Annotated in this window: 19 protein-coding genes; 8 read left to right on the top strand and 11 right to left on the bottom strand. The window is 46.9% G+C overall.

Annotated features, from left to right (window positions below; translation table 11 throughout):
• The first annotated feature begins 3 nt into the window (after positions 1-3).
• Entirely contained in the window at positions 4-2,940 is a 2,937-nt protein-coding gene (locus EYM_RS01155; RefSeq protein ID WP_075049292.1) for a DUF1156 domain-containing protein, read from the top strand.
• Positions 2,941-2,971: 31 nt separating this feature from the next.
• Here the strand turns inward: EYM_RS01155 and EYM_RS01150 are convergent, their stop codons facing one another.
• The gene (locus EYM_RS01150; RefSeq protein WP_075049291.1) at positions 2,972-3,235 is read right to left on the bottom strand and encodes a 50S ribosomal protein L37ae; all 264 of its coding nucleotides are present in this window, start codon (positions 3,233-3,235) and stop codon (positions 2,972-2,974) included.
• Between the two features lie 103 nt (positions 3,236-3,338).
• On the opposite strand from EYM_RS01150, the gene EYM_RS01145 reads away from it, so the two are divergent.
• The 3 genes from EYM_RS01145 to EYM_RS01135 are packed head-to-tail and all read left to right on the top strand — an operon-like array spanning position 3,339 to position 7,067.
• Positions 3,339-4,544: a Clp1/GlmU family protein gene (locus tag EYM_RS01145; protein ID WP_075049290.1), complete on the top strand. Its 1,206-nt coding sequence runs from the start codon at positions 3,339-3,341 to the stop codon at positions 4,542-4,544.
• A gap of 37 nt (positions 4,545-4,581) precedes the next feature.
• The gene (locus EYM_RS01140) at positions 4,582-5,625 is read left to right on the top strand and encodes a radical SAM protein (protein ID WP_083494971.1); all 1,044 of its coding nucleotides are present in this window, start codon (positions 4,582-4,584) and stop codon (positions 5,623-5,625) included.
• Between the two features lie 11 nt (positions 5,626-5,636).
• The gene (locus tag EYM_RS01135; protein WP_236943421.1) at positions 5,637-7,067 is read left to right on the top strand and encodes a UbiD family decarboxylase; all 1,431 of its coding nucleotides are present in this window, start codon (positions 5,637-5,639) and stop codon (positions 7,065-7,067) included.
• Here EYM_RS01135 and EYM_RS01130 read toward each other — a convergent pair whose 3' ends face one another.
• Positions 7,068-8,660: a DNA topoisomerase VI subunit B gene (locus EYM_RS01130; RefSeq protein WP_075049287.1), complete on the bottom strand. Its 1,593-nt coding sequence runs from the start codon at positions 8,658-8,660 to the stop codon at positions 7,068-7,070. It abuts the gene before it with no gap.
• A 128-nt stretch (positions 8,661-8,788) separates the two neighbouring features.
• On the opposite strand from EYM_RS01130, the gene EYM_RS01125 reads away from it, so the two are divergent.
• Positions 8,789-9,247 (top strand): HIT family protein, encoded by a 459-nt coding sequence (locus EYM_RS01125; protein ID WP_075050565.1) that lies wholly within the window; start codon positions 8,789-8,791, stop codon positions 9,245-9,247.
• A 1,219-nt stretch (positions 9,248-10,466) separates the two neighbouring features.
• Positions 10,467-10,721 (top strand): PqqD family protein, encoded by a 255-nt coding sequence (locus EYM_RS01120; RefSeq protein ID WP_075049286.1) that lies wholly within the window; start codon positions 10,467-10,469, stop codon positions 10,719-10,721.
• Here EYM_RS01120 and EYM_RS01115 read toward each other — a convergent pair.
• Positions 10,699-11,376, bottom strand: coding sequence for an orotidine 5'-phosphate decarboxylase / HUMPS family protein (locus EYM_RS01115; protein ID WP_075049285.1), 678 nt, complete (start codon positions 11,374-11,376; stop codon positions 10,699-10,701). The genes EYM_RS01120 and EYM_RS01115 overlap by 23 nt on opposite strands.
• 71 nt (positions 11,377-11,447) lie before the next feature.
• Here EYM_RS01115 and EYM_RS01110 point away from each other — a divergent pair, with 71 nt between their 5' ends.
• On the top strand, positions 11,448-12,029 hold the full coding sequence (locus EYM_RS01110; protein ID WP_168050138.1) for a beta/alpha barrel domain-containing protein: 582 nt from the start codon (positions 11,448-11,450) through the stop codon (positions 12,027-12,029).
• Here EYM_RS01110 and EYM_RS01105 read toward each other — a convergent pair.
• From EYM_RS01105 to EYM_RS01080, 6 genes are read right to left on the bottom strand one after another with little or no spacing between them, the layout of a single operon-like run.
• Positions 12,015-13,790, bottom strand: coding sequence for a helicase C-terminal domain-containing protein (locus EYM_RS01105; protein WP_157058704.1), 1,776 nt, complete (start codon positions 13,788-13,790; stop codon positions 12,015-12,017). The genes EYM_RS01110 and EYM_RS01105 overlap by 15 nt on opposite strands.
• A gap of 56 nt (positions 13,791-13,846) precedes the next feature.
• The gene (locus EYM_RS01100; RefSeq protein ID WP_075049282.1) at positions 13,847-14,326 is read right to left on the bottom strand and encodes a hypothetical protein; all 480 of its coding nucleotides are present in this window, start codon (positions 14,324-14,326) and stop codon (positions 13,847-13,849) included.
• Between the two features lie 53 nt (positions 14,327-14,379).
• Entirely contained in the window at positions 14,380-15,585 is a 1,206-nt protein-coding gene (locus EYM_RS01095) for a methionine adenosyltransferase (RefSeq protein WP_075049281.1), read from the bottom strand.
• 2 nt (positions 15,586-15,587) lie between these two features.
• Positions 15,588-15,875, bottom strand: coding sequence for a U6 snRNA-associated Sm-like protein LSm6 (locus tag EYM_RS01090; RefSeq protein WP_075049280.1), 288 nt, complete (start codon positions 15,873-15,875; stop codon positions 15,588-15,590).
• A gap of 58 nt (positions 15,876-15,933) precedes the next feature.
• Positions 15,934-16,971, bottom strand: a complete 1,038-nt coding sequence (locus EYM_RS01085; RefSeq protein ID WP_075050564.1) for a TIGR04084 family radical SAM/SPASM domain-containing protein — start codon at positions 16,969-16,971, stop codon at positions 15,934-15,936.
• Between the two features lie 15 nt (positions 16,972-16,986).
• Entirely contained in the window at positions 16,987-17,217 is a 231-nt protein-coding gene (locus EYM_RS01080; RefSeq protein WP_075049279.1) for a hypothetical protein, read from the bottom strand.
• A 366-nt stretch (positions 17,218-17,583) separates the two neighbouring features.
• Here EYM_RS01080 and EYM_RS01075 point away from each other — a divergent pair, with 366 nt between their 5' ends.
• On the top strand, positions 17,584-17,940 hold the full coding sequence (locus tag EYM_RS01075; RefSeq protein ID WP_075049278.1) for a hypothetical protein: 357 nt from the start codon (positions 17,584-17,586) through the stop codon (positions 17,938-17,940).
• Here the strand turns inward: EYM_RS01075 and glmM are convergent.
• Together glmM and EYM_RS01065 are read right to left on the bottom strand one after the other, a co-directional pair.
• Positions 17,906-19,279: a phosphoglucosamine mutase gene (gene glmM / locus EYM_RS01070; RefSeq protein WP_075049277.1), complete on the bottom strand. Its 1,374-nt coding sequence runs from the start codon at positions 19,277-19,279 to the stop codon at positions 17,906-17,908. The two genes, EYM_RS01075 and glmM, sit on opposite strands and share 35 nt — an antisense overlap.
• A gap of 68 nt (positions 19,280-19,347) precedes the next feature.
• Complete coding sequence (locus EYM_RS01065; protein WP_075049276.1) at positions 19,348-19,593, bottom strand: hypothetical protein; 246 nt, start codon at positions 19,591-19,593, stop codon at positions 19,348-19,350.
• Positions 19,594-19,647 lie beyond the last annotated feature (54 nt).

Here is a 19,647-nt window from a genome sequence, read left to right as displayed (position 1 = left end):
AATTTGAGAAGGTTTATCGAAACTGAGAAGTTCCCTATAAGATTGATAAACGAGAAATCCTTAAAAGAGAAGCAAGGCGGTGGGAGGCCGCCCCATTGGGAAATGATCTTTTGGTGGACCAGGAAGCCTTTGATTGGTGCGAGGGCTGTAATAGCTGGAGCCCTCCTACCCGAAGACGTAGATAAAAGCGAGTTCATATATGCCTTAAAGCTCCATGAGAAAATACCTCATAAGTTCAATCCGTCTATTCCCGATAAATGGAAGGGACGTTTCAGAGCCAAATTCCTCGATCCGTTCGCTGGTTTCGGAAACTTACCCCTAGAGGCGGTCAGACTGGGGGTAGAGGAAGTAGTTGCAACCGAGCTTCTGCCTACGGCCTACGTCTTCCTTAAGGCAATTCTAGAGTACCCTAAGTGGGCAGTCGAGAATGGAATGGGAGAGGAACTAGTCAAGGGAGTGGAACGCTGGGGAGAATGGATCACGAAGAGACTGAAGGAAGATCCGGACTTGAAGGAGTTATACGATGAAGACGTCGCCGTCTACATAGGCACTTGGGAAGTGAAGTGTCCGCATTGCGGCAAGTGGACGCCTCTAGTAGGCAATTGGTGGTTAGCCAGGGTAGGAGACTCGAAAGGAAAGTACAAGCGACTGGCTTGGATGGAACCAGTGAAAAGCGGTGATCGAATAGAAGTAAACGTAAGGGACCTAACTAAGGAACTGGGAGTCAAGTCAATAGACGCTAAGGTTGATGCATCTAAGGGCACGATTAAGGTAGCTGGTGAGGAGTTCAGGGTACCACAGAAGAACGTGGACGCTAGGAGGAGCACCGCTATTTGCCTACACTGCGGTAATCAAATTGGTAAAAGCGGCAAAGAGTGGTACGTCAAGGAAGCTCTAAAGGAATGGAACAATAAACTGGAACAATATTTGCAAGGGCAAATCGACTTAAATACACTGATAAATGCATCGAGGGCTAGACCGAGAATTCTGGTAAAGGTAAGGGTAGGAAACAATGGATTGGAATTTCAACCAGCAGAGATGAAGGATCAAGAGAAGCTATGGAAGGCGCTTGAAAAATTAAAGCAATACTGGGGAGATCCGGATGTACCAAGTGAAGGTTTGTGGAGATATTCGGCAAGCGGTGGTGGTGCACTAAGCATATGGGTGTGGGGATTCGATAGATTTTATAAGCTCTTCAACCCACGCCAGCTCCTCACCATAATCAAGTTGGTAAAGCTAATACGCGAGGTAGGTAGGAAGGTCGAGGAAGAAAAGCTAGGAGAAGGATGGAGTAGGGAGGAAGCATACAGATACACAGAAGCAATAACAACATACCTAGCAATAGCACTATGTAAGTATGCTGATTATAGTTCTCTTGTTACAGGATGGAATCAGTCTCTAATAATGGGACATTCTCTCTCAATGAGAGGTATTGCTATGATGTGGAATTGGAATGATATGACACCTTGGGCTAGCTGGACCGGAACATACCTAAGAAATCTCAACACGTTAGTAAATGGTTTGTCTTATCTTGTTTCTACCATTTCTGATAGCCCTAGCAGGGTTAGGGTCTTACTCGATGATACTACTGCGCTTAACAAGTTTGGAGATGAGATGTTTGATGTAATTGTTACTGATCCACCTTATAGAGATGACGTGCCCTACGCAGAACTAAGCGATTTCTACTACGTTTGGCTTAAGCGGGCGCTAAGCGATGTAAAGGAAGAGTTTGGATTAAAGGTCTTAGAACCCAAGTTCCTACCCGAGGCCTTCTTCGAGGATGGCATTGAAATAGGTACTCAGTGGGAGCGCTTCGCGGATAAGGAAGTGAGCGAGAACCTTGGTAGGAGCAAGCACTTCGGCGAGGGAGTTGGGAGCTACGAACACTTCGAGAAGCTACTAACTAAGGCCTTTCGGTCAATGAGCAACGTACTCAAGGAAGATGGCGTGCTAGTCGTCTACTACGCCCATACGACTCCCGAGGCTTGGAGCGCGCTATTAGAGGCCAGTAAGGGAGCTGGATTAAGGGTCAGTGCTACTTGGCCTATGGCAACGGAATCGAGGGAGAGAGTGACTGGGAGGGGGAAGAGCGTTTTAGATACCTCCCTCGTAGTTGTTTTTAGGAAGGGAATAGGGAATGCAATAAACCTCCAGCAAGCGAGGAACGAGGTCCTCGAAAAGTGTCCTGGCGCATCGGAAAGAGGATGGAAGGAAGGCTTAGAAGGGTTCGATTTGTTCGTATACACAATGGGATGCGTGTTGTCAGTCGCTACGAAGTACGCCAAGATAATCGGGCTCAAGGGAGACGCAAGCAATCTCATAGAGAAATTCGTGTATCCGCTAACTACTGAGGCGTTGCTTAAAGGAATACTGGGTTCGAGTATTTACGGCTCCCTAAGCATCGAATCGAGGTTCTACGTACTTACGAAGCTCTTAGAGAAGGGAGGTAACTCTCGAAGAAGGATTGATTCCAACACGGCTATATATTTATCTCTCCTCGGTAACCTATCCGTAAGAGATTTGGTTGATATGCGCGTGCTCACTGAGCGTTCCGGCTCCAGATCTAAGGAATACGCGTTGCTCGAACCTGTAGGGAAAGAGAAAACAGAGGCTCTCTTCGAACTCCTTAAGGAAAAGGGAATTGATCCGAGGGACCCCACTCCGCTCACAGCAATCGATGCGTTGCACTTGCTCGAATACTACGCAGTTAGCGCGTACTCGTCCAACGACTTCCAATCTAAATATAGAGATTTGGAGGACCGTTATTACAATTACGTGGACGAGGCCAAGTACTTGGCGTCTGCCCTCTGCATAGTCCTTACAGCCGACGAAGTTGAGGGCGAAGCACTGATCGAGTTGAGTAAGCAACTAGGAATTGAATGCCCCATTAGGAGCCGAAATAAGGTATCGCGTTCCCTCCAATCGTTCTACAAGCCCTAACTTTAGATTGATTAAATAATTAAATAATAATTTACCTTCTCCTCTCAGGCTTCATGTGGTAAGCCTTGTTCAAGCCGGACACGGGCACGTAGGCAGCTCCAGCGAACACTGCTCCGCACTTCTTACACTTCCATAAGCCTACGCTCACCCTAACCACGTAGCCCTTCATTCCACATATTGGGCAAGTGTGTGGAGCGTACCTAGCTTCCATTATTTGCTTCCATCTCTTCCTTAAGGTGGAACCGTACCTAGCTCCGAACCTACCGGCAATGCCAACCACTTTCTTCCTTCCCATTTCGCAATCCCGTCGCTAACTCAAGTTGGTCCAATTAATAAAGCAATTCCGCGTATAACGTTAATTACCTTAAATTACTTCGATCTCAATAGGGCAAACTTCTTTGGACATAAGCGAACGGAACGTCGAAGTACCTAACGACAAGTTCTTGGAGATATCTGGACCGGCCGTAGTAAGGGTAAGGGAAGGGAAAGGTAAGTTAATGGGACGGGAACTGAGTCCAGCGGACATAGTTATAGTTCCAGCTTGGAGAACTTACGCCATAAGGGCCGTAACGCCCCTTAAGCTAAGCGTGTCCGTCTCAGCTACCTCCGAACTTAGGGTGGTGGACTTCAACATAGCTAAGGTATGGGAAGAGGCCTTAGCGAAGCGAGACTTGAGCAGAGTTGTAATAGTAGGCCCTACGGATAGCGGAAAGAGCAGCTTAGTAGCTACGATAACGAACCTACTAATTTCCAAAGGGGCAGATAGGGTTACTATAGTGAATACTGACGTTGGCCAAAGCAATTTCTGTCCACCTACTATGGTCTGTAAAACCGAAGTTACTGATTACGTTTTCACGCTACAAGACTTAGAGCCCACAGTAACTAAGTTCACCGGAACCATAACTCCGGCCGTTGAGCAAAGCAGAGTAATCGCTGCGACCGCTTCTCTGGTAAATGGAGACTACGTAATGGATACCGATGGATGGGTCGAGGGATGGGACGCAGCCCACTACAAGAGGTCGCTTCTACAAGCCGTCAAGCCGAAGTTAGTGATATACTTAGGGAAAGCTCCCAAGTGGTTGACTGGACCTTGGGAGGTAATTTCCCTTCCACCGAGCACGGGTAGAGCAAGGGACAGGGAAGACAGGAGGTTCATAAGGAAGGTTAAGTACGCTAAGGCCCTCGGAAAGTGCGGAACTCTCGAATTGAACTTGAACGAAGTCCCCCCGCTTTACTCGGTTACGTTCAACAGTCCTTGGAGCCCCGAGCTAAGGGACGAAGTAGAGGAGTTAATTGGTACGAGGCCCCTTTTGGCCTTCAGTTGGCGCAATAAAGTGGTAGCAGTAGTGAAGAAGGGTTCTAAGTATTTCGTTCCCAGAGGGAGTAACGTAATAGTAATAGAGGAGGGCGAAGAGAAGGGGCTGTTAGTTGCCTTAGGCGACGAGGAGGGGAACGAGGTCTTGGGAATGGTTCAAAAGATAGACTACCTAAGCAAGTTTATGAAGGTAAAGAGCTGCTTTAACGGAACGCCTAAGTACGTCTCGTTTGGAAGAGTTAAGTTAGACGAAGAGTTCCGCGATTCGGTAGTTAACAAACCGTTCTAATTCTCCCCGCGACCTTCAAATTCGAGGGTCAGACTTAATGGACTTCGACAGCGTTAGCGAAGCGGAGGAGTTGTGGTATTACGACCTCCACGATTTAATGAGAATGGCTGAAGAGAGGAGGAGGAAAAGCGTCGGAGACGTAGTAACCTTCGTTGCGAATTACAACGTTAACTTCACGAACGTCTGTACCTTTAGATGCCCCCTATGCGCCTTTTACAGAGAGAGGAACTCGCGTGACGCGTATTTCTTATCTATTGAACGAATACTGAGAGAGGTCGCAGAGGCCTACGCTCTAGGCGCGACCGAAATACACATAGTAGGTGGCTTAGTTCCAGAGCTAACTATAGAGTACTTCGAAGAGCTCTTTAGGGAAATAAAGAGGAGGTGGAGGAAACTAACCATTAAGGCCCTCACTGCGACCGAGATTTCCTATATAGCTAAAGTAAACAGGAGCTCGGTGAAGGAAGTCCTCGAACGACTGAGAGAGGCGGGCCTCGACGCAATGCCGGGAGGAGGAGCGGAAATACTGAACGACGAAGTCTTGAAAGTAATTGCCCCAGCCAAGAGGGCGAGCGAATGGCTTAGAGTAATTGAAACGGCTCACGAGCTTGGTATAAGGACCAACGCCACTATGTTGTACGGCCACGTAGAGAAACCGAGGCACATAGTGGAGCACATATTGAAGGTAAGGAGGTTGCAAGAAAGGACTGGGGGGTTCCTAACTTTCATTCCGTTGAAGTTCAAGCCTTGGAACACTAAGCTCTACGAGGAAGGCTTAGTAAGGGACGAGGTCTCCGCTATTTACGACGCAAAGGTAATAGCAATATCTCGAATTCTCCTCCACGGTTTCATAGACAACATCTCCGTTTATTGGGTGGCGTACGGGAAGAAGTACGCTTCAGCGCTCTTAGCTTTCGGCGGATCCGACTTAGTTGGAACTGCCTTTAGCGAGAAGATATTCAACTCCGCTTCGCCCCACGACTCGTACGCGAGCTTAGATGAGCTCGCTCATTACGCTAGGACTTCCGGAAGGGTACCCGCACAGAGGGATACCTTCTTTAATGTGATAAGATACTTATGAGGAGCATTGCTATGAGCGAAGACTTGAGGTCCCATTTGGAACTGCTCGAGAGGGAGGGCTTGCTTAGGAAGGTTTCGATTCCAGTTGATCCAATTAAGGAAATACCGGAAATTCTAAGGGAATTGTACGCTAGGAAATACGATAAAGCTGTATTGTTTGAGAACTTGAAAGGCTTCGAGGACTGGAAGGCGTTAGTGAACTTGTTCGGTTCAATGAAGTTGGTAGAGAAGGCCCTCGGAACTAGCGATCTGGAAGGACTGGGTGAGAGGTTCCTAGCTCCCTTTAAGGGCAGACCCGAGGGCCTCGTTGATAAAATAAAGATGCTTGGGGACGTAATAGGAATTGGAAAGTACTTGCCTAAGAAGGTGAGAAAAGGTCCAGTGGAGCAAATCGAGAGGGAGCCAGATCTCCTTTCGATTCCAGCCTTCAAGACGTGGCCCAAGGACGCCTCGAGGTACTTAACCTATGCCTTGACTATCACTAAGGACCCTGATACCGGGATACATAACTTCGGGGTATATAGAATAATGCTCTATTCTCCACGAAGAGCAGTTATACATTGGCAGATACACAAGAGGGGAGCTCAACACTACTTCAAGTATAAGGAAAGAGGCGAGGAGATGCCCGTGGTAATAGCGATAGGCGGCGATCCGGTCACTTTGCTTACGGGAGCCTTACCTGTGCCTGAGGGAATAGACAAATATTTGTTCGCTGGAGTGCTCAAGGGGTCTCCGGTTCAAGTTATAGAAGTTAACGGCCTCCTAGCGCCGACCAACGCTGAAGCCTTACTTATAGGTCACGTTAATCCCAATGAAGTTGCTTGGGAGGGACCGTTCGGTGATCACACGGGCTACTATACTCCGAGGGACCTATACCCAGTTTTCCACTTAGAAAGAATGATCACCAGGAGGGACCCAATTTACTACGGCACTGTGGTAGGGAAGCCCTTAACTGAAGACGCTTACATAGGGAAGGCAACGGAAAGGATCTTCCTGCCCTTCATTAAGTTCCTATTGCCAGAGGTGGTAGACGTAAACTTGCCTCCCGAAGGGCTGTTTCACGGCATAGCAATAGTTTCGATAAAGAAAAAGTATCCCGGTCACGCTAAGAAAGTCATACACGCCCTCTGGGGTTTGGGTCAAATGGCCTTCACTAAGGTCGTAATAGTGGTGGACGAGGACGTCAACGTTCACGACTGGGGGCAAGTGGCTTACGCCTTGGCCTCCACGGTCGATCCCAAGAGAGACGTTCTCCTAACTGAAGGCGACGTGGTGGACGTTTTAGATCACACAACCCCAACTCCGCCAGTAGGTTCGAAAATGGGCATAGATGCCACCAGGAAGTGGAAGGAGGAATGCGGCTACGAGTGGCCCGAGGAAGTTGAGGGAGACCCTAGGATAAGGGAAATCGTTGCGAGAAGGTGGAATGAATACGGTCTCTAATTACTCTATTTCCACCACTACCTCCGGCAGTTCCTCCTTCCTCAAGCCAAGTTTCTTCGCTATTACTTCCTTCAGCTTCTCCTCGATAACCTTTTCCTCCACCTTCGGTTTCCTCCTCTTTGGATCTATACTCAATATCGATAAGCTCCTAGATACTTCTGGAACGTACTTCATGAGGGTTACTACCCTCTTCTGAACCTCCTCTTCCTTCTCCTTCTTCGTGAGGTACGCCTTCAATTTCCTAGCTACCTCTTGGACGGCGAGCTTCAGTTCTTTCTCAATTTCCGGTATATCGGCCACGCTCTCCTTACCTACGCCCTTGTAAGGTATCTTCGTGCTAGCTATGTGAGTCAGAACTACTAAGGGCGCTGGGAAGGTTACCTTGTAGTTGCTCCAGTCTATGCTTTCACCAACTACCTTCCAAGCTACGTCGCTCTTCTCGTCATATAATAGAGGTATTTTGTTGGCATACCTATAGAGTATCGGCGCATCGCTCGGTGGTATTTCTCCTCCGTAAGCGATACCCACTTCGACAATGAAGGGGTGCCCTTCGTAGGCCGAGGGCCTTCTAGTAACGGCTTCCACGAACTCGGGCTTCAGTACGCTTCTCAAACCTATCTTAATTAACTCTTCTCCAATTGGTGAAAGGGCCTCCGCACTAGGCGGCTTGAACCTCGGGTATTCCCTGAAGGCGTCAACTAGGGCCTTTATTTGGGAATCAGTTAGCGCCTTCGGGTTCATGGAGGGGTCTAGGTGAGCCATGCTTACGAGGGTTTGAGCCGTCTTGGGGCCTATGCTCTGGAACTCGCTTACTAGGAACTGAACTAGGCTCTTAGCGGTTGTCTTATCTATTAGTTGTTTCATCATTTCCACGTCAACGCCCTTCGGATGGGGCTTGACCTCCTTGGGTGGGCGTGGGAGCTTGGTCGTAGTTCTCGGATACCTTATTAAGAGACCTTCCGGCGTCACTAGCGTTATGTCTGCGTAAGGCGACACTATTGCCGTCCTCTTAACGTATTCTAGGACCTTGTTACGAGCTCTCCTCCAATCGGCCTCTAATTCTATTATTACTCGGGTGCCGTGCCACTTAGCGCTCTTGAAGGCCTCGCTCCTCTCCAGTACCTCTGGTTCGTTAGTTTTAACGCCTACCTTTACCTTGAACTTGTAGCTCTTCGAATACCCCATCGGAGAGGTGATAACTACAGTAGGCTTTCCCGTGGTCATTTGACCATAGAGTACGGCCATCTTTACGCCTAACCCGTACATTCCCCTGGTCTGTCTGGCAACGTACTTGGAACTGTAAAGTACCCTTCCGAAAGCATATGGGGCCTTATCGGGTGGAATTCCTATTCCGTTATCGTCCACTATAACTCTATACACGCCCTTCTCTTTATCCACTTCCTCTACTTGGATCGTTATTCTCGGAAGTATGCCGTGTACTTCCGTTGCGTCCAGCGAGTTCTCCACGAGCTCCCTTATGGTCTGATAAATGGCTCTGACAGGGTTGCCGAATCCCGCTATCTCTTTGTTTCGGTAGAAGAACTCCGCTGCCCCCATTCCCCTGTATTGCTCCCTTCTCACTACAGCGGTCATTCGTTTCGACACCCCTTTTGCTACAATGAAATGGACTATAAACAATAGCGTAATTACGGTACTTTCGACGGCTAAACGGTGAGCGCTACGTGGAGAGACCGTTCGACGTCTTATGGACTCCGTGGAGAATGGAATATATAAAGAGCGTAGTTAAGGAGGAGAAACCGAAGGGCTGTCTATTCTGTAAGGTCCAAGAAATGGATGACGAGGAGGCCTTGATAGTTTATCGCGGTCAATACAACTTCGTAATGCTCAATGCCTTCCCTTATAATACCGGTCACGTCATGATCGTTCCTTACAGGCACGTTTCATCTTTAGAGGAATTGAGTGATAACGAACTATTGGAAGCCATGCAAGTAACGAAGAGAGTTATGAGAGCCTTGAGGGAGCTCTACTCACCGGATGGCTTTAACGTGGGTTGGAACGTGGGCAGGGCAGCAGGAGCTGGGATTCCAGGACACGTTCACTTACACCTAGTTCCTAGATGGGTGGGCGATGCCAACTTCATGTTAACCATTGGTCACACGAAGGTGCTTCCGGAGGCCCTCAACGAAACTTGGAGAGCGCTTAGGGAGAAGTTAAATTAGGTAACATTATATTTTTAAGATAGAATCTCTTATCTGAAGATAATTTTACTTCCAATTCCACGCCCAAGTTTTACTTCTCATAAAAGTGAATGTTGCTTAAGTGTTGCTAAGTTTCCATTCCAGATTTATTCACCATGGGATGGTGAATGCCCATCTCCACCTCTTGTCCAAACTCGTTTTTCCATTTACTAACAATAAATTCCCTTATTTCCTCAACCTTAACCATTTGAATTCAGAAACAATGGTCTCCTTAAGCACCTTCAGTTTCTACTAGCCTTCCTAATGGTTAATTCCACTTTAATCCAATCAATTAGCATTGTATTTGCAAAACCAAACAAGATTTACCAATCCAGAGGTTATACCATCAGTACACGGTCCTTTCAAGATCGATCTTTACAATGAGAAGGAGCTTAGATGGGTTAATAAGCGATCATGGGAACTCTGATGATCATGGGGATTTCTACTCCAGCCTACCTTATACAAGCATATGTATGCATATATTGGACAACTACTTGAATTCAAGTTCTGAGAGGAAAGGTATGGTTGTGGAAAGGAGAGCTAAGGGAAAGGGTTAAAAGGTGAGGAATTGGTTGCTTAAATAGGAGGGCATCGGTAGAATCCCAATAGGGAATAGAAAGTCAGTACTTTGTACTCCGCCGAACCCACTCTGGATGACATAGGTAGAATCCCAATAGGGAATAGAAAGTTTTTCGACCAAACTACTTTTTCCATTTCGAAATGAGTAGAATCCCAATAGGGAATAGAAAGAAATATCATAATAGAATATAAAGGTATCGCCGTCCCCAAGTTGTGTAGAATCCCAATAGGGAATAGAAAGATTGGTTAAACAAGTTTGTGGCCCCTCTTATTCTTCATATTAGTACAGATCAAACATGGAATAGAAAGTGTCATATTATGAAAACGGAGAAACGGAGACGAGGCCAGAGTAGAGACCATGTAGAGATCCAAGATAGAATAGAAAAATTTCTATATAGTTAGTAATATACAATAGCACACACAATATACCTTAAAATGGTTAAAATTAGGATTTAGCATCATCGTTGGTGCGCTTAATTTAAACTATCCATTAGACCTCAAGTATGAAATCCTTCACTGACTTGAAAGCCGGAGTTGTATGATCTTAGTATTATTTAGTGAACCTATCCTGCAGGAAAGAGTTATATAATGAGATGCTACCTTAATAATATGGGATAATTACATGCTTAGAGCAGAAGGTGAAGTAATACGAGTGGAGGGAAACAAAGCCCTCTTGCGGAAGGGAAAAAGGAAGTTCGAGATGGGGCTCGGAGCCTTGCTATTATGGGAAGCTTTCAAGGAAGGTGCTACAGTGGAGGAGGTTAGGGCTCAAATTATCGCTCTAACCGGAATGAGCAGGGACGAAGCCGAGAGGATAGTCCACGAATTCGTCTCAATAGGTATGAAAAGCGGACTTATAGTCGCCCCATCGCCTTAAGTACTTCGACTACCGCTTTCCTAGGATCGTCGCTCTTGGTTACGTAACCTCCTACGACTATCACGTCGGCCTTGTCCAAGACTTTCGGGATAGTAGAGGGTTTCAAGCCGCCGGCTATTGCAACCTTTAGTCCCAGCTTCCTTATCTCTGAGGCGAGCTCGGCGAGCTCCTCAGCACCCTTGCCGTACTTTAGCTGCTGCGAGATGCCTACGTGTAACTCCACTACCTCTACGCCGAGTTCCTTCAGCTTCTTTGCCCTTTCAACTGGATCCTTGATGAACATCAAGTCCGCGACTACTTTCTTCCCATTGTTCCTAGCAACTTCTATTGCCTCCGAAATTACTGGATCGTCCGCGAAAGCCATTACCGACATCGCGTCTGCCCCATTGGAGAAGGCGAGCTCGGCTTCCAAGCCTCCCGTATCACACGTTTTAGTGTCTGCGAACACAGGTTTGTTGAAGGCCTTCAGTACCTTAACGGCTTTCATTCCTTCTGATTTTATTAGAGGCGTGCCGACCTCTAGTATGTCTACTAGATCGTACACCTTGGAGGCTACCCATACCGCCCTTTCCAAATCAGTAAAGTCCAAAGCTATTTGTAGGGAAGGTTCCTTAGCTCTCTCCCACGTCACTCTCTCGCCCACTACAATGCTCATTGGAGGCCTTCTATATCTTCGACTACTTCGCCCCTACATTAAAACCTAGCTTAACTCCAGAGAATTGGGGAGTGAAAGAGATGGTTAAGGACTTCTTAAGACAAGTGGTTAACCCGACTCTAATTGAATTCGATATCCCCGCTCAAATATTGACTGAAATTAGAAAGAAGCTAGAAATTGCGGAGAACAAATACGACTTCTCAGCCTTCATGGGCAATCCCAAGAACTTAGTTAAGTTCTTCCAATCGCCCGAATGGAAGGAAATAGTAAGCCTATTTAAGGCAGCGGAAGCAGAAGCGGCATTAATAAAGATACTTGAAAGGGCCAAAGAGGCCTATAAGGACGACGAAGAGATAGTTAAAGCAATAGAGAAAGCTCTCGAGGAAGTGAAGAGCGGAAAGAGCGAGGATATAACCAACCTGGAAAGCCTGAAAAAGAGAATAGAATCCGTCCTAAAGGACGTGGAGGTGAAGATATCTGGCGATAGAGTTGTTTTCGAATCAGAGAAACTCGAAGGTTACATCGAAGAAGAGAAGGGCGAGTACTTGGTTAAGATCGAAGTTAGAGGAGTCAAGAGGGCCTCTAACTGGAACGAAATCGAAAGCTTGCTAAGGGAAGCCGAGGACTTAGCTTCCAAGCTAACGCCGCCGTGAGGTCTCTGAACGAACGGCTTGTAATAACTGCGAAGCGGTAACTTCGTGTAGTTTCCTGTATTTCCCAAGCTCGTTTTTAAAGTTAGAGAACCTGTTGTCCGCAAGGATAACGATTCCCTTGTCCTCCGGATTCCTAACGAGTCTCCCTATTGCTTGCTTGACTCTCATGAGCATCTCTTCCTCATACAATTTCCATAAAACGCTTCCGTCCTTATCTCCTAAAGCCTTGGCCACGTCCTCCAAGAAGGGTGATGGTAGTGGATAAGGCGCCCCTATTACGCTCACAACCTTTATTAAACTCCTACCGTTCTCGGTTATCTCAATGCCTTCAGTTAACTGGTCCCTAGCTACTGCAGCTATCACGCACTTGCCCAAAGCCTTTGCCCTATTTAAGACCTCACTACCTCTGCCTCTCTCGTTGAACACCAGCGGGACGCCGGTCTTCTTCGAAGTAACTAACAAGTCGCTTTTAACCGCTTTGAGCATGGAAAAAGATGGGTATACAAGAAGCCCGATGCCGTTGAGCAAGTCTACCAGGCGGAACGTCGCCTCCTCTACCATTTCCCTGGCTTTAATCATCGAGAGATCGTACCTAACTTTGTACTTACTGGTGTAATCAGTTACTATAATTACCTCAACGTTCTCTGGTCTATAAAGCTTAAAGTACTCTTCCAGTTCAGACTTCATTTCGAATAGGGAAAGATATAGATCGACCCTTCCAATGGCCCTTTCCAAGAATTCCTTCGAGGGCATCGTCCCGCTTAATAATATTATTCCCCTAACTCTGTCCACGTATTTCGAGATCCATGGCCTCAATTCCTTTATCTTTAGCACCCCTCTCTCGTAATACGCCATTGTGTCTCTTTCCCTTAATAGCTCCAATGCCTTGATAATGGACAGCACCTTTTCGCCGATATCGTACTTGGGATCGGAATTGAAAGCCAGTAGGCTAACAATGGATTCCAAGTCCTTCCTTAGGAGCGAGATTTCCGGACCGATTGAGTCCTTTATTTCCCTCACTCTAACGCTCTTTCCGGAAATCGCTTGGTAAGCCTCCAATTCCTTTAGCATTCTCTTCAACGATTTCATCACCTCGATCAAGCTTTCGGAGTCTATGTGAACGCCCATTCTCTCATGTACGTACCTAAGGAAGTTAGGTAGCTTCGATATCAACTTCTTAACTGAAGTTACTTCTATTTCCTCTTCCCTCATGAAGTTGAATACGTTGTGTGCTTCGTCAAAGACCAATATGGAGTCCTTCACCTCGAACTTCATTGCGTTCGCAATAGATGGGGTTAAGTAAGCGTAAGGCATTACTACTACGTCGTAATTGTCTATGAGTCTTCTCATACTCATATAAGGACATTTATTTGAACGCTTAGTGGACTCTATCCATTCGAAAACCTTGGTCCAACTAACTGGAGGGCCCGCTATCCTGTCTCTCCATGGACACTCCTTGCACATGTTAACTATGCTAGAACCTAACGGACAGCTCTTCTCTTTTCCAACTAAGGGCATGAGCTGTAGCTTTAGTTCGAACTTCTCTGCGTCTCTTATTGGTGGAATTACTTGGGTAGATGTCCTTACTAAGAAGTAACCCTTCTTCGCGTATCCCTCGATCAGGGATCTCTCGAGGATCTTTAGGGCAGTGAGCGTTTTTCCGCTTCCAGTTGGAGACTCTATAGCTATCACAACGGATTCCTTCGAAGAGATTTCCCTTAGGCTTTCCTTAACGAACGTCTCTTGCCATGGTCGAAGCATTGAGGTAGTTCCTAGGAATAGCGTTACTAAAAAGGGGATTAATTGTTGGGGCAAAATTACCTACATTTATAGAATATGAACGGATACTGAATGGAAGTCTCTTTTCCACCGTATATTGCCTTGCCCAATAGGAAGTAGGTTCCCTCCTTTGAGGCCAACACTTTAACTTCCAAAACAGCGGAGGAGTTAGGCGGGACGGACTCCGTTACCTCTAGGGGAGAGGGCCCGGAGACCTGGAGATTGTCGTACTTCAGTGTTATACCTACTGGAGCCACGAGAACTAACGTTAAGTTCAATTCCTTTTCAGTAGGGTTGCTTAAAAGGAACTCTATGTCCCCGCCGCTACTCAAGCAAACCACGTTTTCGATTCTTTGAGTCGTCAAGTGGGGTTCGGAAGCCTTCATTGCAATTTTAGACGCTTGCTGAACCGCTTCTACTTCGCTCTTAAGAGAGCTGTAGAAGTAGTAGGAAGTTAGTATGGATAGCATTGCCAAAGCTAGAGCTAAGTAAGCAACTAACTCCACTTGACCTCTCATGTTCTCGTTTAATTTTACTCATTTATGGAATATAAGTTTGATATGGGGGATATTTAGAAGAGTTGGACCTTACCCTCTATTATTTCCTTCGTTAACTGCGGTATCGTATCCAGCATTTCGTCTACTATCTCTTTGACTCTCTTTTCAAGCGTTGGAGTGAGCTCTCCCTTAACTCTTATCGTAGCCACTAACGGATCCGTTATCGGCCTACCTATTTGGCTTAACAGTTCGACGTACACCTCCTTGCTTTCAGGAACTTCTTCAACCACCTTCTGGGCTATGCGGTTAGCCATAACGTTGTATAGCTTACCTACGTGACTGACTGGGTTCTTCCCAGCGGCTGCTTCCATGCTCATTGGCCTCATGGGCGTAATGAGACCGTTTACCCTGTTTCCTCTCCCGGTCATTCCATCGTCGCCTTGTTCGGAGCTGGTTCCAGTAACGGTTATGTAGTATATTCCCTTGCTCGGTTCGTCCGCTGTATTTACGTAAACCTCTATATCGTGGTTGGGAGCGAACTCTCTCGCGACGCCTTCAACAACTTCCTTTACCTCCTCCTTCACTGCCATGTATTCCCCAGCGTCCCTAACTTCCGAGCTAACTATGGCGGCAGCAACGGTTAGCTTTATTTTGTTGCCTAGTCTAAGTCCCATTACCTTTATGTCTTCTCCTAGGGCCTTTATCTTGCTCTTCGTCTCCTTAGAGTTGAGTTTCCTCTCTACGTTGTACACTACTTTCTCTAAAGTACTAAATGGGGCGTATCCAACGCCTACGGAAGTATCGTTCGCCAGTGGGACAGTTTTACCTAGTTCGAATACGCCTACTAGGTCTGCAGATCCCCTACCAATCTTATAGTCTACTACTACGTCCTTATCAGTGTCTAGATGAGGTAAGTTCTCCCTTAACCACCTCTTAGCTGCCTCTATTACTATGGTTCCCACAGGTACTAGTACCTTACCGTCTTCAGTATTAACCTCGGTAATTGCCCTACCGGAAATTATGATATATATGGGATGGAGAACCTCTCCTCCGCCGAACCTCGGATTGGCTTGACCTCCCACTAGGAGCGTCTTATCGAGATTGTGGTGCAATACGTGTCCGAATTCCTTGAGGTAGTAAAGCGACAATTGCCTACTCGCTTCTTCAGATACAGCATCGGAAATGTAGTCGGGGTGTCCGGTGCCCTTCCTCTCTACTATTTCGGTGTCTATTTCGTCTTGTAAAGGTAGCTGTAGCCTAGAAACTACTACGTTCTTCATTTCTACTTACCCTCCTTCATTTTAGCTCTCAAGTAATCTAAACTGACGTAGACTACGTAACTTCCTCTGATCAATATTCTATCGTACTTAGCTATGGTCTCACCTGTCTCTGGCGAGAGCTCTTCGCAGTCTTTCAATATTAAATTCATCGTGTTGTCGGCTAGTTCTAGTTGTCCAACGTACTCGCTGCCGTCCTTTAGCTTCACTAGGACCAAGTTGCCTACAGCAGCCCTCAAGTGCTTTAGAGGGTTTTCGGGACCAGTTACTGGTTCCTCGCTCTTTCTCGGCATTGCTTGATTCCCAGTGCCCTACTCCTCCGGAGACTTTATAGAACTTCTCATTCAATCTCTAGGGTATTGCTTCGGTAGAGTCCTTGGTAGGGTCGTACTCTAAAACGACTTTCTCGGAACTCATCTTGTCTATGAGGGGACCTACTACTTCAAGGAACGTTTCAATGAATCTCTTAGTAACCAAGCATATTTTCGCGAAGCCTTCGTTTCCCCAATACCTCTCCATCAACCAGTACAAACACCTACCTCCGCAATAACTCCTATATTTGCATCCGTTACACTCGCTTACTTCCGGCTTCACTACCTTAGGTGGTTCCATTGAGAATATGTTGCCGACCCTCGCCCACTTCTCCTTCACGGCAATCGGGCAAGCAGTAATAGTACCATCAGTCAATATAGAGTAAGCTGAATACCCCGCTCCGCAAGGAACTCCTTCCCAAGGCTCCTTGTGAGCCTTTAATATTGCGATGAACGGAATTATACCCAACACTTCTCCCGTTTCCTCGTAGGTCTTGACGAATTCCTCCGCTAACCTCCTTATTCCCGGAAGGTAGCTACTCCTAGCCCAACCGATTAGGTCCCATTCGTCTACCCAATCTACCGACAGCTGCCAATGAACGTATGGAAACTTCTGGAGTAAGTGGCTTACGTCCCTATAGATATCGCTTTCCGCATCAACCGCCATCCTAGCTATTATTCTCTCAACTCCAAGCCCCTTAACTTTGTTGAGAAGTTCGATGGCCTTCTTGTACGTACCTTTCCCTCTCCTAGAGTCATTGAATTCCTCCGGACCATCTACGGATATGAGAACAGCGTGGAACCTCGCCCAATACCTAGGAGGAAGTAGGTGGTGTAAGGTCGCGTTAGTTTGGATACCGTAGGTCGCCTCAATTTCGTCCATAACCTCAATGATGAATTTCGGGTTTAGTAACGGTTCACCTCCATAGAATACTATTTTAGGATCTCTATCTACAGCTTCCAAGTACCTCCTTAAGTCGCTGACCTCATAGGTGGGATATGGGGGCATGAGGTCGGGTGGCCACGACCCCCCGCAGTACTTACAAGAAAGGTTACACTTGGAAGTCGCGTGAGGCATCCAAAGCAATGGTCCTCATTCCTCTGGGAGCTCTACTTCAATTACTCTAGCGTCCACAGCCTCCTTAAGTTCAGATTCACACCATGCACTGCCCATCTTAACTATCTCTTCCTTTACCTTTCGGATCGCTTCCTCAACGCTTTCGCCTTGAGCTTGCGCACCGCTCAATGGCTCTACGGCCAAGTAATAGGTCCCTTCCTCGTCGCTCTCCTTATATACAACAACTCCTACCTTTACCTTCGCCATTAGGAATCACCCGGGAAGGGGATACTAGAGTTGTTTTATTAAGAAGGGGCGTCGCTATGCCTCGCGTATTCCGCTACGGAAGTCCAGTTTTAAATCTGGAAAAATTAGTCTGGGTGTTAAACGTTAATGTTAAAAACATAAGTAGTCTACATTTGCGGGGATAGGGGAAGTAAGATAAAGGCGACCAAGAACAGCGTCAACGTTTTCGATGAATTAAGTGAAAAATGCACTGAGACCGACCTCGAGATCACTGTCGCTATAAAGGCCGGTCACTGCCCGTACTTAAAGGAACTGGAGAAGCTAACGTTAACTCTTAATGAAGTAATTAACGAAGTACTAACGCTACAAACAGACCTAGAGAAGGGCTTGAAAATAGGTAACAGCGAAAAGCCCGTAGAAATACTGGAATTCATTGTAACCCAAATTGAAAGCCTTAGGAAGGATCTAGAGGGCGTTTTCAAGAAAAGCGTCAAGGAGTGCTCTAAGGGTACTCAGTGTTGCTTAGTAGCGCCGCTACTTAAGTCTGTCTTGGAGAAATTGGACTGGTGCATTGAGAAACTGAAGCAATTAATAGAGCTCGTGAGCAAGGGCGGGTGCGAAAAATGCTTATACTATTCGAAGACAACCGGATTGTGTTTGAAAACTAGGAAGAAGACCTACGGCATACCTCTCTGCGGTGGGGCTTACTTCAGGGAGTCCCTTGGAGGTACTTCAAGACAGTAGCCTCAACGTTCCTATACGTCTCATCGAGCGTTCTCGGATCCCTAGTCTCTACCATTATCCTCAATACGGGCTCTGTACCAGATGGCCTCACTAGGAACCAGAAGTCTTCGCAAACCACCTTGAGGCCGTCTATTCTCCACTGCTCGCAACTACTGTAAGTTGACGACAGCTCTTCGTAAAGCTTCTCTAGGTTCAACTTCTCAGGCCTAGGTACCTTGCCTTTCTTAGCGTACGCTTTAGGTAGTTCCGAGAAGAGCTCGGACGCCTTCTTGCCTTCAATTGCCATCATCTCTAGGAACGAAGCGGCAGTCATTGCGCCGTCTCTAACGGGGTGGTGAACGGGGTTGATGAAACCTCCGTTTTCCTCGAATCCACTAATGCCCCCTTCTTTTATTAGGGTATGTGAAATCACGACGCTGCCTACGGGCGTCCACCTAACTTCAATTCCTTTCTCCTTTAGGAATCCCTCCACGACGAAGTGGGACGAAGATACCCCAGTGAACGTCCTCCTAGGCAAGTGGGGGTACTTTCTTGATAAGAAGTAGGTTAGTAAAGAACCGCTCCTATCTCCCCAGTAAATTTCGCCTCTGTCGTCCCCTATGATTGCCCTATCGGCATCGGCGTCGTGAGCCACTATCAAGTCGGCTCCAGCGGCGACGGCCATAGCTGAGGTGTCGGTTAAGGAAGTAGGTGTAGGCTCTGGTTCCCTACCTGGAAACGATGGGTCCAAGTTACAGTTAACGCACAATACTTTGACGCCCAGGGCCCTCAAGACGACCGGAGTCGCGAGGGATCCCACGCTATTGGCTCCGTCTACTACGACCTTGAACTCCTTCTTCTTAATCAGACTATCGTCTACCTCTTTAAGTATTCCCTTTACGTAAGTCTCCAAGACCCTCTTTTCTTCCTTCCATCCCTTAACTAGGTTGAATGGTACGCGAACGAATCTTTCATTGAAGAATATTTCCTCTATCTCTCTTTCAGATTCCCTAGGGAGTTCGACTCCATTACTTCCTATTACCTTAACCCCGTTGTATGGAGGTGGGTTGTGAGAAGCAGTGACCATTATTCCCAAATCGTACCCAAGTCTCGGAACAGCGTATTGTAAAGCGGGCGTAGGGACTAAGCCCGCGTAGTAAACTTCGCATCCGGCCGACAATAGCCCGGCGCTTACTGCGTTAACTAACATGTCTCCACCATACCTTACGTCCCTGCCTACCAGAACCTTGCCCTTTCCGAACCACGTACACGTGGCTTGAGCAACTTTCATAGCCAATTCCGGGGTCATGCTCTCATTTACTATTCCGCGGACCCCATCTGTACCGAAGAGCCTTCCCAAGCTTCCTACCGTTTCTCTCTAATTGTTTAGATTAATAAAAAGAAGATCCCTCAGGGGAGGGGCACTGCTCATCGATCACTGGTAATACCACTCTTCATCGGCTGATTTATTAGTTTACCCCACTGACTATAAACTCTAACTAAGAAGTAGGATTTCCTAACGCTTCCCGGATCGTCCCTCTTGCTTACGTACTCTTTCCCATCAATAGTTCTTACCCACAGCCTGGCCTTACCACCTTCTTCTATCACTTTAGCGTCTTCAACTAATCCGTTTAATGCCAGACCTTCTATGAATAGAAGATCTACCTCTTCCATGTCCCATTCCGGTGGAAGTAAAAATCAGAAGGTAGATTAAAATGGGACCTTAGG

Source organism: Ignicoccus islandicus DSM 13165 (assembly GCF_001481685.1).
GTDB classification, from domain to species: domain Archaea; phylum Thermoproteota; class Thermoprotei_A; order Sulfolobales; family Ignicoccaceae; genus Ignicoccus; species Ignicoccus islandicus.
This window is presented reverse-complemented; position numbering and strand designations above follow the sequence as displayed.

Coding starts and splice junctions, on each gene's coding strand:
- EYM_RS01150 (WP_075049291.1), bottom strand. CDS start 3,235: ATGGGAAGGAAGAAAGTGGTTGGCATTGCCGGTAGGTTCGGAGCTAGG.
- EYM_RS01140 (WP_083494971.1), top strand. CDS start 4,582: ATGGACTTCGACAGCGTTAGCGAAGCGGAGGAGTTGTGGTATTACGAC.
- EYM_RS01135 (WP_236943421.1), top strand. CDS start 5,637: ATGAGCGAAGACTTGAGGTCCCATTTGGAACTGCTCGAGAGGGAGGGC.
- EYM_RS01130 (WP_075049287.1), bottom strand. CDS start 8,660: ATGACCGCTGTAGTGAGAAGGGAGCAATACAGGGGAATGGGGGCAGCG.
- EYM_RS01125 (WP_075050565.1), top strand. CDS start 8,789: ATGGAATATATAAAGAGCGTAGTTAAGGAGGAGAAACCGAAGGGCTGT.
- EYM_RS01120 (WP_075049286.1), top strand. CDS start 10,467: ATGCTTAGAGCAGAAGGTGAAGTAATACGAGTGGAGGGAAACAAAGCC.
- EYM_RS01115 (WP_075049285.1), bottom strand. CDS start 11,376: ATGAGCATTGTAGTGGGCGAGAGAGTGACGTGGGAGAGAGCTAAGGAA.
- EYM_RS01105 (WP_157058704.1), bottom strand. CDS start 13,790: ATGCTTCGACCATGGCAAGAGACGTTCGTTAAGGAAAGCCTAAGGGAA.
- EYM_RS01100 (WP_075049282.1), bottom strand. CDS start 14,326: ATGAGAGGTCAAGTGGAGTTAGTTGCTTACTTAGCTCTAGCTTTGGCA.
- EYM_RS01095 (WP_075049281.1), bottom strand. CDS start 15,585: ATGAAGAACGTAGTAGTTTCTAGGCTACAGCTACCTTTACAAGACGAA.
- EYM_RS01090 (WP_075049280.1), bottom strand. CDS start 15,875: ATGCCGAGAAAGAGCGAGGAACCAGTAACTGGTCCCGAAAACCCTCTA.
- EYM_RS01085 (WP_075050564.1), bottom strand. CDS start 16,971: ATGCCTCACGCGACTTCCAAGTGTAACCTTTCTTGTAAGTACTGCGGG.
- EYM_RS01080 (WP_075049279.1), bottom strand. CDS start 17,217: ATGGCGAAGGTAAAGGTAGGAGTTGTTGTATATAAGGAGAGCGACGAG.
- EYM_RS01065 (WP_075049276.1), bottom strand. CDS start 19,593: ATGGAAGAGGTAGATCTTCTATTCATAGAAGGTCTGGCATTAAACGGA.